The 15,046-nt window shown below is 59.5% G+C and carries 15 protein-coding genes; 4 read left to right on the top strand and 11 right to left on the bottom strand.

The genetic code is table 11. From position 1 onward, the window contains the following. Nucleotides 1–43: 43 nt before the first annotated feature. The 7 genes from AB4N85_RS08415 to AB4N85_RS08445 all read right to left on the bottom strand — a co-directional run bounded on the left by AB4N85_RS08415 (nt 44) and on the right by AB4N85_RS08445 (nt 6,778). Nucleotides 44–724: a C39 family peptidase gene (locus AB4N85_RS08415; RefSeq protein WP_236168849.1), complete on the bottom strand. Its 681-nt coding sequence runs from the start codon at nt 722–724 to the stop codon at nt 44–46. A gap of 64 nt (nt 725–788) precedes the next feature. Beyond that, nucleotides 789–1,781: a heme utilization protein gene (locus tag AB4N85_RS08420; protein WP_252869514.1), complete on the bottom strand. Its 993-nt coding sequence runs from the start codon at nt 1,779–1,781 to the stop codon at nt 789–791. Between the two features lie 73 nt (nt 1,782–1,854). Continuing rightward, nucleotides 1,855–2,427, bottom strand: a complete 573-nt coding sequence (locus AB4N85_RS08425) for an adhesin (RefSeq protein WP_095179986.1) — start codon at nt 2,425–2,427, stop codon at nt 1,855–1,857. Nucleotide 2,428: 1 nt separating this feature from the next. Next, nucleotides 2,429–2,878: a hypothetical protein gene (locus AB4N85_RS08430; protein WP_041479690.1), complete on the bottom strand. Its 450-nt coding sequence runs from the start codon at nt 2,876–2,878 to the stop codon at nt 2,429–2,431. A 331-nt stretch (nt 2,879–3,209) separates the two neighbouring features. Next, nucleotides 3,210–3,734: an AAA family ATPase gene (locus AB4N85_RS08435; protein ID WP_252869515.1), complete on the bottom strand. Its 525-nt coding sequence runs from the start codon at nt 3,732–3,734 to the stop codon at nt 3,210–3,212. After that, nucleotides 3,731–4,294 carry a nicotinamide riboside transporter PnuC gene (gene pnuC / locus AB4N85_RS08440; protein WP_460067702.1) on the bottom strand — a complete coding sequence of 188 codons (564 nt, stop codon included), beginning with the start codon at nt 4,292–4,294 and terminating at the stop codon, nt 3,731–3,733. Before pnuC ends, AB4N85_RS08435 begins: the two co-directional genes overlap by 4 nt. Nucleotides 4,295–5,143: 849 nt before the next feature. Continuing rightward, entirely contained in the window at nt 5,144–6,778 is a 1,635-nt protein-coding gene (locus AB4N85_RS08445; RefSeq protein WP_095179989.1) for a methyl-accepting chemotaxis protein, read from the bottom strand. Between the two features lie 304 nt (nt 6,779–7,082). Here AB4N85_RS08445 and AB4N85_RS08450 point away from each other — a divergent pair, with 304 nt between their 5' ends. Together AB4N85_RS08450 and AB4N85_RS08455 are read left to right on the top strand one after the other, a co-directional pair. Further along, the gene (locus AB4N85_RS08450) at nt 7,083–7,913 is read left to right on the top strand and encodes an undecaprenyl-diphosphate phosphatase (protein WP_460067704.1); all 831 of its coding nucleotides are present in this window, start codon (nt 7,083–7,085) and stop codon (nt 7,911–7,913) included. After that, complete coding sequence (locus tag AB4N85_RS08455; RefSeq protein WP_071172405.1) at nt 7,910–8,338, top strand: DUF1294 domain-containing protein; 429 nt, start codon at nt 7,910–7,912, stop codon at nt 8,336–8,338. The genes AB4N85_RS08450 and AB4N85_RS08455 overlap by 4 nt, the downstream gene beginning before the upstream one ends. A 145-nt stretch (nt 8,339–8,483) precedes the next feature. On the opposite strand, the gene AB4N85_RS08460 is transcribed toward AB4N85_RS08455, so the two are convergent. Both AB4N85_RS08460 and AB4N85_RS08465 read right to left on the bottom strand, forming a co-directional pair. Further along, nucleotides 8,484–8,843: an MmcQ/YjbR family DNA-binding protein gene (locus AB4N85_RS08460; protein ID WP_122601751.1), complete on the bottom strand. Its 360-nt coding sequence runs from the start codon at nt 8,841–8,843 to the stop codon at nt 8,484–8,486. Continuing rightward, nucleotides 8,840–9,748: a LysR substrate-binding domain-containing protein gene (locus AB4N85_RS08465; protein ID WP_122507325.1), complete on the bottom strand. Its 909-nt coding sequence runs from the start codon at nt 9,746–9,748 to the stop codon at nt 8,840–8,842. The genes AB4N85_RS08460 and AB4N85_RS08465 overlap by 4 nt, the downstream gene beginning before the upstream one ends. Nucleotides 9,749–9,874: 126 nt before the next feature. Between AB4N85_RS08465 and AB4N85_RS08470 the strand changes: the two genes are divergently transcribed. Beyond that, a complete protein-coding gene (locus AB4N85_RS08470; RefSeq protein WP_016774691.1) occupies nt 9,875–10,486 on the top strand; it encodes an FMN-dependent NADH-azoreductase in 612 nt (203 codons plus the stop codon). A gap of 167 nt (nt 10,487–10,653) precedes the next feature. Further along, on the top strand, nt 10,654–11,691 hold the full coding sequence (locus AB4N85_RS08475) for an alpha/beta hydrolase family protein (protein ID WP_252869517.1): 1,038 nt from the start codon (nt 10,654–10,656) through the stop codon (nt 11,689–11,691). 127 nt (nt 11,692–11,818) lie between these two features. Here the strand turns inward: AB4N85_RS08475 and AB4N85_RS08480 are convergent, their stop codons facing one another. Beyond that, nucleotides 11,819–13,006: an MFS transporter gene (locus tag AB4N85_RS08480; protein WP_252869518.1), complete on the bottom strand. Its 1,188-nt coding sequence runs from the start codon at nt 13,004–13,006 to the stop codon at nt 11,819–11,821. A 275-nt stretch (nt 13,007–13,281) separates the two neighbouring features. Beyond that, entirely contained in the window at nt 13,282–14,868 is a 1,587-nt protein-coding gene (locus AB4N85_RS08485) for an ABC-F family ATPase (RefSeq protein WP_016774693.1), read from the bottom strand. Nucleotides 14,869–15,046: the final 178 nt, after the last annotated feature.

A 15,046-nucleotide genomic window follows, 5' to 3' on the forward strand; every position in this document is an offset into this window, starting at 1 on the left:
CTGCTGCTCCCGGGACATCCAGTCCCATTCTCTAACTCGGCGATTAAAAGAAGTCGCTCTGAATGAACCCGAAATCCATCAATTCCGCATCTTTGACCGGGTTGAAACTGTCCAGCGAGTTCTTCGCCGTCAGCGGCACGGGAGGGCTGCGCAAGGCGTTGGCCTTGTCGTAACCAGGGCCGACGATGGCAAAGACAATGCCGTTCCAACCTTTGACAAAGTCGTCTTGTTTGTAGCGCTTGTGGCCGAGAACCGGGTCACCGATGTAGACCCAATCCTTGTCCGAGCGCTGCAGGACGACGAAATGCTTGTAGCCACGAATGTCCATCAGAACCACCACCGGAATGGTCACCGCTTCGAGTTTCTCGGGCGGGATCCGGTAGCCACGGGCACGCATGCCGATGCTTTCTACGTAGCGCTTCATGTCGAGCATGGAGAAACCCTGGGTTCGCACCAGGTCCTGGTCAGCGTTGACCAGCATGCCTTTGATGATGTGCTCCTCATCGACGTCGAGCCAATAGGCCTGGCGCAGGACCGTCGCCAGTGCAGCAGCGCCGCAGCTGAAGTCGGTTTTCTGTTCGACGATGTCGGCAAACTTGCGCTCACGAATGCTTTGCACATCCTTGTAGACCAGCACGCCACCCGGCAGGGCAGCGACGGGCATCTGGGCCGCCTGAGTCAGGCCGCACAGACAAAGCAGAGCGAGGAGGGCAGGAGTCCGCATGATCGAATACGCCTTGTGGAACCGAGGAAAAGCCCCGTTGCCGGGGCTTTCGTTTCGATCGCGATTACATGCAGGCTTTGCAACCTGCGGCGATGGACAGCGAGTTGCTTTGTTGGTTGCCCACACCCGCCGAGACGTTGGCTCCGCCGTTGCCGGAGAAGTTGTTCATCGAGTTGGTCATGTTGGCGTTGTTGACGACAGGAGTTTTCCAGCCATCTTTGGTCAACACTTGTTGGGTGGTGACGCCAGCGAGGCCAAAAGTACCCACGGCTTCGAACTTGGCTTTCTGATCATCGTTGCCGCCATGGCCGCCGCCACGGTTACCCCAACCACCATGGTCGTTGTCGTCTTCGATGGTCGCAGTGCCTTTGGCTTTGAACACGCCAGCGGCTGCATAAGTACCGGTAAGGGTGTCGGTTTTGTAAGCCTGCACGCCTTTGTTTTCCACGACCAGGCCAGTCGAGGACTGGTTGGCAGAGGCGGCAGCCTGCGCTACACGACCACCGGAAACGGCGATGGCGAGGTTGTTTTTCTGTTGGTTGAAGTTGCCGGCGGTCACGTTGATGCCGATGTTGCCGGAACCGTTGTTGCCAGTATTGGTGAGGTTGGCGTTGTTGAAGGTGGAAGAGTTTTTCACGTAGTTGTTGTTGTTCACCTGAGTCGCGCTCGAGGCGGCAACAGCATTGCCGAAGATGAAGCTTTCGTCAGCGGTAGCCAGCGCAGCAGCGTTGTCCTGCTGGTTGCCGTCGCCGCCCGCCACGTTGGCACCCATGTTGCCGTTGGAGCCGTTGAGCGAGTCGCTGGCATTGGCGTTGTTCAGGGTGCCCTGGTTTTTCACCACGTTGCCGTCGCTGTTTTGTGCGTCAAGTACAGCGGCGCCGGCGCCTGCGGTGATCTGCAGCAGTTGTTCAAGATTCGGACCTTGTGGCTGGCCGTGACCATTGCCGTGCCCGTTACCATGACCGTCGTTGTCACCACGGCCGCCAGCCTGTGCTGCCATTGCCATCACTGCTGCGAGTGCGAAAACCAGTGGTTTGAGAGCCATTGTAGGTTTCATGGTTGTTTCTCCGTCGTGCTTATTAGTTGGTTAAGTGTTGGGACTTTTCTAATTGCACTGCTTTTTGTTTGGGTCAGTCTGCGACCCGGATGCTCAGGGTGTTAGCCATGCGGTTCCCCACCCCGGCACTCTGGTTCACCTGGATTACCCCGCGGCTGCCGGTGAAGGCCTGATCACTGGTCGTGACCTGGCGACTGCCGATTGAGGTACCAGTTGCTCCTGAGCTCGGTATAAACGCCACGTTCTGTTGTGAAAGGGCGCTGTCGTCAACGCTCTGCGGGCCGGCACTGATGCTGACGCGCGTAACGTTGGCCATTTGGTTGTTGGCACCGGCGCCCTGGTTAACACCGAGGATGCCGTTGCCATTGCTGAAAGAGTTGCCGCCGATGTTGGCGCTCGCGTCGATGGCGCGGCTGGCGGGCGTGTCGATGGTTTGCCTGACGCTGGTGGTGGCATGGGCTTCGGTGCCGATGGCAATCGCCTTGGTGTTGGCTTGTTGCATCTGGTCACCGGCAGCCTGGTTGACATTGAAGTTGCCGCGATACTGAGCGCCGGAATCCTGAATGTTTGCCTTGTTGACTGAAGCCGAATCGGCCATGGCGCTGGTGCAGCCGAGCAGGGCAAGAAGCAGCAGGGTGCGATTCATGTCATTGGCCTCCGGCCATGCGAGTCAGAGGCGCCAGCCCGGTACTCATCGCCCGGTTGACCGTGTTGGAGATCGAGGCGCCAGAACCACCGCCGCTGCCAGTACGCATGCCGGGCAGGCCGTTCTGATTGGTCAGGGTGTTCATGCCGGGCAGGTTGGAACTGGGCGTGGTCATGTTGCCGCGAATCGATGAGCCGCTGGCGACACTGGCGAAATCACCGTCAGTGAGTTCGGTACTGCTGAGGGTCTGGTTGATCCGCGCCGAAGGGTTGGCGTTGACCGTGGTCGGATAGGGGTCTTTGCCGCCATTGCGCCCGATCGCGATGGGTTGAACGTCGCGGTTGAGGACGATCACGCCGTTGCCTTCAGCCTGGGCGCTGACGCTGATCAAAGCGCTGGCGGCTGATCCGATCAGCAGGAGGCAGGTCAGGCCTTTATTGAAATTCCCCACGGCTGCAATTCCTTCTTCAGTGGGCTGGGTTATTCAGCGTTGTGAAGAAGAGAGCGAAAGCTGTGCCGGTTTTGAATTATCTTTTTATTTCAACGGCTTACATGCTTTGGGAAATTCCCTGTTGCGGGCACTGTTTCAGCGCTGAGACACAGGGCGGATCGCTTGCGGGGCAATGGGCGCCGGAAAGCTCTGGAACAGGGGTTTGCGCCGAGGTGTTTCATCGGCGTAACAGATCACGTGACGCAATGATGAATGACGCTTGGGCGGGGCCTTTGCGCGGTCGGGAGTGTTTCAAAAACGGACAGTTTTGCGTTAAAAGCCGCCGGGCGGCTTATCTGGACAGCAAACGCTCGACCGCCGAAAAGGCTTGTGTCTGGCGCTCGGCCCAATTTCCTTCGATCACTTGCAACGGCTGTTGGTGCTGGATCAGCCAAACGCGGGTGGCTTCGTAGAACGCCAAGCGATCCGCAAGATCCGGTTGGCAGCGCTGGCCGTCTTCGGTCCAGTCGATCTGTTGCGGGGACAACAGCAGGTGCAGGTCGTAATGGCGCGCCAGTAACTCGGTTTCCAGCCAGGCCGGGCAGTCGCCAAACAGAGTCTGGCTCCAAAGGATATTACTCAGCAGGTGGGTGTCGAGAATCAGCAGTGGGGGCTGTTTCGCGCGCGCCTGATCTTCCCATTGCAACTGGCCCCGGGCGATATCAGGGATATCCGCAAGGCAAGTGTCGCGTGGGTTGTCTTCGATGAACCGACGAACATATTCATCAACACGCACGCCGCCGAAACGCTGCTCCAACCCTGCCGCCAGCCAACTCTTGCCGGTGGATTCCGGGCCGGTCAGAACGACGACTTTCATGCGCGCAACGCCGGATCGGCACGCCATTCCCGCCAGCCTTGCACCGCGAGCAAGGTAAACAGCGCGTAGAGCGCGGCGGTCAGGTACAGGCCTTTGTAGATGAAAAAGCCGACAAAGATCACATCGAGGACGAACCACAGCGGCCAGCATTGCAGACGTTTTTGCGCCATCCACAGTTGCGCGACCAGACTGAAACCGGTGAGCGCGGCATCGAGCCACGGCTGTGCGGCGTCGGTCCAGTGCGCCATCGCCGCGCCCAGCGACAGGCTGCCGATCGCCCCAACGCCGAGGCCGAGCACCATTGAGCGTGGGTCGAGGCGGGTAACCTGGCGACCGTCATGCATCGTCCCGGCGCGGGTCCATTGCCACCAGCCGTAGATCTGCAGCGCGGCGTAGATCACTTGCAGCAACATGTCCGAATACAGCTTCACCTCAAAGAAGATCCAGCTGTAGAGCAACACCATGACCAGCCCGATCGGCCAGCACCACGGATTCTGCTTGACCGTCAGCCACACGGCGATGACACCGAGGGCAGCGGCAAACAGTTCAAGCCCGGACATGAGTGATCCTTGGGGGAGTTGAGAAGGGGGCGGATTGTACTGCATTAGTCAGGTCAAAAGCCCCTCACCCTAACCCTCTCCCGGAGGGAGAGGGAACTGATCGCGTTGTTTGGTCGAGGTACGCCGACCTGGAATAACGCGTCGAACGCAGATCATGAAAAGCCCAGTGATCTGCGATCAAAAGCCCCTCACCCTAACCCTCTCCCGGAGGGAGAGGGAACTGACCGCGTTGTTTGGTCGAGGTACGCTGACCTGGAATAACGCGTCGAACGCAGATCATGAAAAGCCCAGTGATCTGCGATCAAAAGCCCCTCACTCTGACCCTCTCCCGGAGGGAGAGGGAACTGACCGCGTTGTTTGGTCGAGGTACGCTGACCTGGAATAACGCGTCGAACGCAGAACATTAAACGCCCAGTGATCTGCGATCAAAAGCCCGACCCTAACCCTCTCCCGGAGGGAGAGGGAACTGATCGCGTTGTTTGGTCGAGGTACGCCGACCTGGAATAACGCGTCGAACGCAGATCATGAAACGCCCAGTGATCTGCGATCAAAAGCCCCTCACCCTAACCCTCTCCCGGAGGGAGAGGGAACTGACCGCGTTGTTTGGTCGAAGTACGCTGACCTGGAATATCGCGTCGAACGCAGATCATGAAACGCCCAGTGATCTGCGATCAAAAGCCCCTCACCCTAACCCTCTCCCGGAGGGGAGAGGGAACTGATCGCGTTGTTTGGTCGAGGTACGCCGACCTGGAATAACGCGTCGAACGCAGATCATGAAAAGCCCAGTGATCTGCTCCCTCTCCTCGGGGAGAGGGCTGGGGTGAGGGGTGGGCTCACCTCGGTGACCGGTCAGACCCGGAACTGGCGCAGCAACCCGTTGAGCTGTTCGCTCAGTTGCCCAAGCCGCAGGCTGGCTGCACTGGACTGCTCAGCCGCCAACGCGGTGCTATGGGAAAGCCCGGCCGCCTGGGTGACGTTCTGGTTGATGTCCTCAACCACCTGCGCCTGTTGCAGCGTAGCGCTGGCAATCGACGCATTGAGACCGTTGAGATTACGTAACGCCTGGCCAATCGCATTAAGGCTCGCTCCGGCCAGTCCCGCCTGTTCAATGGTCAGTTGCGAGGCCTTGCTGCTGTCGCCGATCACCTTCACCGCAGCCTCCGAATGATTCTGCAAACGCTCGATCATCGACTGAATCTCCGCCGTCGATTTCTGCGTACGCTGGGCCAGCAAGCGCACCTCATCGGCGACTACGGCGAACCCGCGACCCTGTTCTCCCGCGCGCGCCGCTTCAATCGCCGCGTTCAAGGCCAGCAGGTTGGTCTGTTCGGCAATCGAACGAATCACCTCCAGCACGCTGCCAATCTGCGTACTCTCCGCCGCCAGGGTGCGGATCACTTCCACCGCCTGATCGATCGTGCCCGAGAGCTTGTCGATCTGTTGCAGGCTGCCGTCAATATTGATCTGCCCCTGTTGCGCCTGCGCTTCGGCATCGCGCATTTCTGCGGCGGCGTGTTCGGCGTTTTTCGCCACGTCCTGCACGCCGTAGGTGACTTCGTTGATCGCTGTGGCCACCAGTTCCATCTGCTGCGACTGCTGCTGGCTGCGCTGCTGCGCCTGCGAGGCATCGTTACCCAGCTCGCTGGAAGACTGGCCCAAAGCGCTGGCCGAGACCTGCAGATCACCAATCACTCGGCGCAGCTTGGCCGTGAACGCATTGAAATGATGGGCCAGTTCGGTGACTTCATCCTTGCCATGGGTATCGAGGCTGCGGGTCAGGTCGCTTTCGCCGCTGGCGATGTTGGCCATCGCATTCACGGTTTCCTGCAACGGACGGACGATGCTGCGTGCGATCAGAATCACCAGCAGCGCCATGATCAGCGCAATCGCCAGGCCGATGGCCGACGCCTTGATCATCTGCCCCTGGAATTCGGCTTGCACATCGTCGACATACACGCCGGAGCCGATCACCCAGCCCCACGGCTCAAACAGCTTCACATAAGAGGTCTTGGCAACGGGATCAGTCGCTCCCGGCTTCGGCCAGCGATAATTGACCATGCCCGCGCCTTTGGCCTTGGCGATGGCGACCATTTCGTTGAACACCGCAAAGCCGTCCGGGTCGCGGATCGCCGAAAGGTTCTGGCCTTCGAGTTTGGGGTTGGTCGGGTGCATGACCATCACGGGCGTGAGGTCGTTGATCCAGAAGTAGTCGCTCTGGTCGTAGCGCAGGCCACGGATCGCGGTCAGTGCCTGCTTTTGCGCGGCATCCCTGGTCAGGGTGCCAGCGGTCTCAAGACCTTGGTAATAGGTGAGCAGGCCACTGGCGGTCTGCACCACGTGCTGGGTTTTCTGCGCCTTGGCGTGGTAGAGGTCGTCATGGATCTGCTTGAGCATCAGCACGCCCAAGGTCAGCAACATGACCACCGCCACGATCAAGATGAGCCACAAGCGTCGGCTGATCGACACACTGCGCAAGCTGTTCATAACGCTGTCACTCCGGATTCTTGTTCTTGTAATAAACGATCGCCAGCATCCAGCCACCGCTGTGGGCTCGCGATTGCGCGACTTGAGCCGCCTAACGCGGGGAGCGCTATTAAGGCTTGTCTGTTAGGATTTCGGCCCCGCGCGCGAAAACCTGAATCCGGTTTTGATATTTCACGGAATTTTTACCGTTTCGTGTGGATCCTGTGCGCGCGCAATCGCTACAGCTTTTACCGGCTACGCTGGACGCAGTGAACGAAAAAATACTATCGGGGCATGCCCGCGCGCATCGCTCTCTGGGGGATTGATGGATCTTTGGACCGCCTTGCAGGCACTGATTCTAGGAGTTGTAGAAGGGCTGACGGAGTTTTTGCCCATTTCGAGTACCGGACACCAGATCATCGTCGCCGACTTGCTGAACTTCGGCGGCGAGCGGGCCATGGCGTTCAACATCATCATCCAGCTCGGCGCGATTCTCGCCGTGGTCTGGGAATTTCGCCGCAAGATCCTCGACGTGGTGATCGGCCTGCCGACCCAGCCGAGCGCCAGGCGTTTCGCCGCCAACCTGCTGATCGCCTTTCTCCCGGCGGTGGTACTGGGGGTGATCTTTGCCGATCTGATTCACGAATACCTGTTCAACCCGATCACCGTGGCGGCGGCGCTGGTCATCGGCGGGATCATCATGTTGTGGGCCGAACAGCGCCAGCATGAGGTGCATGCCGAAACCGTCGACGAGATCCGCTGGACCGACGCGTTGAAAATCGGCTTCGCGCAATGCCTGGCGATGATTCCCGGCACCTCGCGTTCTGGCTCGACGATTATTGGCGGCTTGCTGTTCGGTCTGTCGCGTAAGACGGCCACCGAGTTTTCTTTCTTCCTCGCCATGCCAACCATGGTCGGTGCGGCGGTGTATTCGGGTTACAAATACCGCGACCTGTTCGTGCCGGCGGATTTCCCGGTATTCGCCATTGGTTTTGTCACGGCGTTCATCTTCGCCATGATTGCTGTGCGCGGCCTGCTCAAGTTCATTGGCAGCCACAGCTACGCAGCCTTTGCCTGGTACCGGATTGCCTTCGGCCTGTTCATTCTGGCGACCTGGCAGTTCGGCTGGGTGGACTGGTCGGCGGCCAAGGCATGAACGATTCCCGCACGCGCCGCCCTGAGGGGCGACCTTCAGGCGGGCGCGTTCAGCATCTGAAATTGAAGCTTGTTGTGTTGCTGATCGTCTGCGCGCTGCCGCTGTTCGGCTCGCTGTCGATGTGGCTCAGCGGCATCTCGCGGGTGCCGTTGGCGGCGTACGGGATTGTGAGTGTGCTGGCGTTCTTTCTGTACTGGGCCGACAAACGCAAAGCCCGCGCCGACGCCTGGCGCACGCCGGAAAACATCCTGCATGCGGTTGAACTGGCGGGTGGCTGGCCGGGAGCGTTGATTGCGCAACAGGTGTTTCGGCACAAGACGCGCAAGGTGTCGTTTCAGATTCTGTTCTGGGCGATCGTGTTGTTGCATCAGGTGTTCTGGATTGACCAGATTTTTCTCGGTTCCAACCTGTTGTCTTTGATCTAAAGAACACACTTACCCCTGGAGCTGCCGAAGGCTGCGATCTTTTGGGACGCAGAGCGTCCCCGGCTGCATTCCTTTGCTGCGCGTGGGAACGATCAAAGCACAATCAAAAGATCGCAGCCTTCGGCAGCTCCTACACGGGCCGGGTTTACAGCAACAGGCCGATTTGAGTCTTCTTGGGCAACTTGCTCACTACCAGTTGATGGGATCGCTGCAACAAAGCCCGCAATTCCTCGGCACCCAGCGGGTAGGGCGGGTGCATGATGATCCACTGCGCCCGCGCCAGGTACGGCGCCGGATGAATGCCGGGGCGGTCGCAATGGCCGAGAAACAGGTCCTTGTCGACCTTGAACGCCAGCGAATCCCCACGTAATCCCTGCAAGGCAAACATCTTGTTGCCGGCAATCGAGAACACCCGCACGCCGCCCCATTTGTAATCTTCCCGCGCGCCGGGCAGGGCAAGACAAAACTCGGCAACCTCGGCTTCGCTCATTCTTCCTTGTTTCATAGAAATCTATCCCCGCAGGCATTGAACGATTCGACCAAGTGATCGATCCATGCGCGCACCGCCGGCATTACCCCGCGCCGGTGCGGATACACCGCTTGCAACCAGCCGCCGGGCAATGACCATTGCGGCAGCACTTGCACCAGTGTGCCGTTACGCAATTCAGTTTCGCAGAACATCATCGGCAGCACGGTAAAACCCTGACCGGCCAGGACGCAGGCCTTGCGCACCACGAAATCATCAATGCCCAGCCGCGCTTCCATACTCAGATCGACGCTCTTGCCTTGTTGATCGAGCAGACGCACATGAACCATGCGATCGGCTTCCAGCGCGCCCAGTACCGGCAGGGTTTTCAGGTCCTGCGGATGATTGATGGTCTTGCCTTGCATGAACGCCGGGCTGGCGATCACCACCGCTTGGGCCTGACGCAAGCGCCGCGTGACCAGCAACGGGTCTTCATCGCCGTGATCGCGCACGCGCAAAGCGACATCGATGCCTTCGGTGACCAGATCGACCCGGCGGTTGAGCAGTACGACCTCCAGCTGCACCTGCGGAAACTTGCCGAGAAAGTCACTGATCACCGTCGGCAGCATTTCATGGGCAAGGCCGGTAGGGCACGACACCCGCAAGCGTCCACGCGGTTCGCTGGACATGCTCGCCACCGCTTCGTCAGCCATCTCCGCTTCCAGCAACATCGCCTGACAGTGGCGCAAATAGCGTTCACCGACGGCAGTGAGATTGAGTTGGCGGGTGGTGCGTTGCAGCAGACGTGCGCCGAGTCGTTCCTCCAGTTCGGCGATCCTTCTTGAGAGCCGTGACTTGGGAATGCCGAGCAGGCGCCCGGCGGCGGCGAATCCGCCGGCTTCGACCACTTTGGCGAAATAGTAGAGATCGTTAAGGTCCTGCATGCGCGCTTCCAGTCGTTCTATCAATGGGACGAACTATCGCATTGTCGGCGACTAATCAGCTATTGGTTTGTTGCGTAGGATTGTCTCCATTCCGTCGCCGCCGGCGATTCTTTCAGGAGAACCCACATGAAACTGTTGCACATCGATTCGAGCATTCTCGGCGACAACTCGGCTTCCCGTCAGTTGAGCCGTCAAGTCGTCGACGCCTGGCAAGCTGCCGAGCCGAGCGCCGTAGTCACCTACCGCGACCTGGCGGCCGACGCGATCAGCCACTTCTCGTCGACCACGCTGGTTGCCGCCGGCACCACCGCCGAACTGCGCGACGCTGCGCAACAGCACGAAGCCGAGCTGAGCGCTTCGACCCTGGCCGAATTCATCGCTGCCGACGCCGTGGTGATTGCCGCGCCGATGTACAACTTCACCGTTCCAACCCAACTGAAAGCGTGGATCGACCGCGTTGCCGTCGCCGGCCAGACGTTCCGCTACACCGAAGCCGGCCCTGAAGGCCTGTGCGGTGGCAAGAAAGTGGTGATCGTGTCGACTTCCGGTGGCATTCATGCCGGTCAGGCCAGCGGCATCGCTCATGAAGAATATCTGAAGCTGGTACTGGGCTTCCTCGGAATCACCGATATCGAAATCGTCCGCGCTGAAGGTCTGGCCTATGGCGAAGAAGTGCGCAACAACGCCATGAGCGCTGCGCAAGCGAAGATCAGCGAGCAACTGTTCGCCGCGGCGTAAGGCTTGCGTAAAGAACAGCTGATGTTCAGGTAATCCCCCAAAAACTCTGTATTCTGGTTCCGCAAGGGCCGAATACGGAGTTTTTTGTTTCTGGCTGTTACATAATCTGGCCCGGGTTATGCAGTTTCAGCACATCCGACGATGTGGTCCGACAGGGTAGGGCATTCATGAGGCATCTTTGTGCACTGTTGCTGATTTGCCTGCTGGCCAGCCTGAATTCAGTGCAGGCCGCACCGGGGCGCCACCCTGTCTGGAGCGTCGGTTATCACGAGATGACCTTTCTCGACCCGCTCGATCTGCAACCGATGCGCGCCATCGCTTTTTACCCGTCCAGTGACCGCGAGCACATGAGTTTGCTTGAGGGTTACTCGGTCGAGGCAGGAGAAGACACCAAAGTCGCCATCGGCCGCTTTCCCATGTTGATGCTGTCCCACGGCAATACCGGCACGCCGCTGGCCCTGCATGATCTGGCCACTTCACTGGCGCGCAAAGGCTTTGTCGTGGTGGCGGTGATTCATCCCGGCGACAACTGGCGCGACCACAGCCGACTCGGCACGTTGAGCAATCTCTACGGCCGGCCAATCCAGATTTCCCAAGCGATCACCGCGACCCTCGGCGACAGCATGCTGGCGCCGTACGTCAACGCTGAACAGGTCGGTGTGATCGGTTATTCGGCCGGTGGCGAGACCGCATTGATTCTTTCCGGGGCGCAACCGGATCTGGATCGTCTGCGCCGCTATTGCCAGGAACGCCCGGACGATCACGATGCCTGTAACACCCAGGGTGAACTGATTGTTGATCGCGATGACTTGCAGCCAGTGGCCGATCCACGGGTTCACGCGTTATTGCTGATGGCACCGCTGAGCCTGAAGTTCGGCCGCCACACCCTTGCCGATGTGCACGTACCGGTGCTGCTCTACAGCGGCGACGGCGACAAACTGGTGGCCTTCGATAAAAACGCCGCCGCCCTGGCGCGCAAACTGCCCACCGCGCCGGACTTCAAACTGCTCGCCGGAGCAGGGCACTTCGTGTTCATGGCGCCGTGCACCGAAGAGCAGATCCGCGCCATGCCGGCGTTGTGTACCGATGCCGACGGGGTGGATCGCGAGGATATACACCGCAACCTGATCTCCGAGGCCGGACGGTTTTTTGCCCAGGCACTGGGTAAATCGAGCAGGGCGGGGATGCAGACGGCGGATCAATAACTCAAACACCGCATTCCCCTGTGGGAGCGAGCCTGCTCGCGAAAGCGGTGAGTCAGCCAGCGCATCTTTCTCTGACACGACGCCTTCGCGAGCAGGCTCGCTCCCACGGAGATTGAATTGTCTGTTTTCAGGGAAGTGCACGACGCTTGAGCAACAAGGTCAGGCCCAGCCCGGTCACCGACAACAACGCCGCGCTGAAGAAAATCCACGAATAGCCCAGATTCAACGCCACCGCGCCCATCAACGGTCCCGCGATCGCCAGTGCCAGATCGAAGAACACTGCATAAGCCCCCAACCCTGAACCACGGCTGGAACTCGGCACCTGTTTGATCGCTTCCACCCCGAGCGCCGGGTACACCAACGACAGCCCAAATCCCGCCAGTCCTGCGCCAATCAACGCATACGCAGTGGAGGGCGCCAGCCACAACATCACCAGCCCGACAGTTTCAACCGACATGCAAACGATGGCTGAGGCAAACCCGCCAAAGCGGGCGATGGCCGAGATAAACAGCAACCGCGAGAGAATGAAGCACACGCCAAACACGGTCAGGCAGTACGCCGCGCCGGTCCAGCCTCGGTTGAGGTAATAAAGAGTGATGAAGGTGGTCAGGGTGCCGTAGCCGATCGAGGCCAGCGTCAGGCTGGTGCCGTACGGCGCAATCTTGCCGAACACGGCCCAGAACGAAAGGCGCTCGCCACGAATCACCGGCACCGAAGGTTTGTTGCGGATCAACCACAGCGCACCTGCCGCCAACGCCGATAGCGCGAGGCCAAGGCTGACAAAACCATATTCGGCAACCATAACCACGCCCAGAGGCGCACCAATGGCGATCGCGCCGTAAGAGGCGATGCCGTTCCAGCCGATGGATTTTGCCGTGTGCTCGACACCGACCTGGCCCATGCACCAACTGATGGTGCCGACACCGATCAGGCCTTGGGCAATGCCAAGCAGCAGGCGCCCGGCGATCAGGATCAACAGGCTGGTCAGCGGAAAACTTTGCAGCAAGGTCGACAGCAACGTCAGCGCGCCACTGAGAACAATCCCCCACAAGCCATAAATGATCGCCCGCTTGGTGCCGAGGGTGTCCGACATGCGCCCGGCCATTGGCCGGCTGAGCAGGGTGGCCAGATACTGCGAACCGATCACCAGGCCGGCAATGATCGCGCTGAAACCCAGTTGCTCATGGACGTAACCTGGCAATACCGCAATCGGCAGCCCGATACAGAGAAAGGCAATGAAGGTATAGAAAACGATGGAGACGATCTGCAGGGTGATCGCCAGGGAGCTTTGCGGTGGCAGTGGCTGCGCAGACATGAGCACTCGTTCGCGGGCGGCGGTGGGAGAGTTGCCGACATCATGGCGCGGGGCTGGGATAAAAGAAAGCAGGCTAACTACTTTCCCTTGGGATTGATGGGGCTGCTGACGGCCCCTTCGCGAGCAGGCTCGCTCCCACATTTGAAATGCATTCCCCTGTGGGAGCGAGCCTGCTCGCGGATATCTGCGCACCCACAATTCCCAAACGCCGAATGCAAAAAGCCCCGTCACACGGACAGGGCTTTTAACTTGCAGCTTGAAACTAAAAGCTGCTCTTAAAAAACGACACCCTGGCTACGCAGGTAGTCGTCATAGGTGCCGCTGAAGTCGGTCACGCCGTTCGGGCTCAGCTCGATGATGCGCGTGGCCAGGGAGGATACAAACTCACGGTCGTGGCTGACGAAGATCAGCGTGCCCGGGTAGTTTTCCAGCGCCAGGTTCAGTGCTTCGATCGATTCCATGTCCAAGTGGTTGGTCGGTTCGTCCATGATCAGCACGTTGGGCTTTTGCAGGATCAGCTTGCCGAACAGCATGCGACCTTGCTCACCACCGGAGATGACCTTGACCGACTTGAGGATCTCGTCGTTGGAGAACAGCATCCGGCCCAAAGTACCGCGAATCATCTGCTCGCCCTGGGTCCACTGACCCATCCAGTCGAACAGGGTGACGTCGTCTTCGAAGTCGTGAGCGTGGTCCTGAGCGTAGTAGCCCAGTTCAGCGGCGTCAGTCCATTTCACGCTACCGGCATCCGGGGTCAGTTCGTTGACCAGGGTGCGCAGCAGGGTGGTCTTGCCGATACCGTTCGGGCCGATGATCGCAACGCGCTCGCCGGCTTCAACCTGGAAGCTGAAGTCCTTGAACAATGGCTTGCCATCGAAACCCTTGGCCATTTTCTCGACCATGACCGCCTGACGGTGCAGCTTCTTGTTCTGCTCGAAACGAATGAACGGGCTGACGCGGCTGGAAGGCTTGACCTCGGCCAGCTGGATCTTGTCGATCGCCTTGGCGCGGGAGGTGGCCTGCTTGGCTTTCGAGGCGTTGGCCGAGAAGCGGCTGACGAACGATTGCAGCTCGGAGATCTGCGCTTTCTTCTTGGCGTTGTCCGACAGCAGTTGCTCGCGGGACTGGGTCGCCACGGTCATGTATTCGTCGTAGTTGCCCGGGAACAGGCGCAGCTCGCCGTAATCCAGGTCAGCCATGTGCGTGCACACGCTGTTCAGGAAGTGACGGTCGTGGGAGATGATGATCATCAGGCTGTTGCGCTGGGTGAGGATGTTTTCCAGCCAGCGAATGGTGTTGATGTCCAGATGGTTGGTCGGTTCGTCGAGCAACAGCACTTCCGGATCGGAGAACAGTGCCTGCGCCAGCAACACGCGCAGTTTCCAGCCTGGCGAGACTTCGCTCATCGGGCCGAAATGCTGTTCCAGCGGAATGCCCAGACCCAGCAACAATTCGCCGGCACGGGATTCGGCGGTGTAGCCGTCCATCTCGGCGAACTCGGTTTCCAGCTCGGCAACGGCCATGCCGTCTTCTTCGGACATTTCAGCCAGCGAGTAGATGCGATCGCGCTCGGCCTTGACCTTCCACAGCTCTTCGTGACCCATGATCACGGTGTCGATCACGGTGAATTCTTCGTAGGCGAACTGATCCTGGCGCAGCTTACCCAGACGCACGTTCGGCTCGAGCATGACCTGGCCACCGGACGGATCGAGATCGCCGCCGAGGATTTTCATGAAGGTCGACTTGCCGCAACCGTTGGCACCGATCAGACCGTAGCGATTGCCTGCGCCGAATTTGACCGAAACGTTTTCGAACAGCGGCTTGGCGCCAAACTGCATCGTGATGTTAGCTGTGGAGATCAATTACCTTACCTATCAATGGGTTAGAGCTGGTCTGTGGTGCCTGGTACAAACCTGAGTACCAATCTGGAGCTTTTCCAGCTCCCCCCAGTCTGTGCTTGAGTTGAGCCAACGCGCATAAGCCGTCCGCAACTGGGGCCGTTGAAGGCAAGCTGCTGAGCGACGAGTACGGGGTTCTTGT

The organism is Pseudomonas sp. H1_G08 (assembly GCF_054681355.1).

Bases quoted from the DNA above. Each gene is read 5' to 3' on its own strand.
- AB4N85_RS08415 (WP_236168849.1), bottom strand. From the start codon at position 724: ATGCGGACTCCTGCCCTCCTCGCTCTGCTTTGTCTGTGCGGCCTGACT.
- AB4N85_RS08420 (WP_252869514.1), bottom strand. From the start codon at position 1,781: ATGAAACCTACAATGGCTCTCAAACCACTGGTTTTCGCACTCGCAGCA.
- AB4N85_RS08425 (WP_095179986.1), bottom strand. From the start codon at position 2,427: ATGAATCGCACCCTGCTGCTTCTTGCCCTGCTCGGCTGCACCAGCGCC.
- AB4N85_RS08435 (WP_252869515.1), bottom strand. From the start codon at position 3,734: ATGAAAGTCGTCGTTCTGACCGGCCCGGAATCCACCGGCAAGAGTTGG.
- pnuC (WP_460067702.1), bottom strand. From the start codon at position 4,294: ATGTCCGGGCTTGAACTGTTTGCCGCTGCCCTCGGTGTCATCGCCGTG.
- AB4N85_RS08445 (WP_095179989.1), bottom strand. From the start codon at position 6,778: ATGAACAGCTTGCGCAGTGTGTCGATCAGCCGACGCTTGTGGCTCATC.
- AB4N85_RS08450 (WP_460067704.1), top strand. From the start codon at position 7,083: ATGGATCTTTGGACCGCCTTGCAGGCACTGATTCTAGGAGTTGTAGAA.
- AB4N85_RS08455 (WP_071172405.1), top strand. From the start codon at position 7,910: ATGAACGATTCCCGCACGCGCCGCCCTGAGGGGCGACCTTCAGGCGGG.
- AB4N85_RS08460 (WP_122601751.1), bottom strand. From the start codon at position 8,843: ATGAAACAAGGAAGAATGAGCGAAGCCGAGGTTGCCGAGTTTTGTCTT.
- AB4N85_RS08465 (WP_122507325.1), bottom strand. From the start codon at position 9,748: ATGCAGGACCTTAACGATCTCTACTATTTCGCCAAAGTGGTCGAAGCC.
- AB4N85_RS08470 (WP_016774691.1), top strand. From the start codon at position 9,875: ATGAAACTGTTGCACATCGATTCGAGCATTCTCGGCGACAACTCGGCT.
- AB4N85_RS08475 (WP_252869517.1), top strand. From the start codon at position 10,654: ATGAGGCATCTTTGTGCACTGTTGCTGATTTGCCTGCTGGCCAGCCTG.
- AB4N85_RS08480 (WP_252869518.1), bottom strand. From the start codon at position 13,006: ATGTCTGCGCAGCCACTGCCACCGCAAAGCTCCCTGGCGATCACCCTG.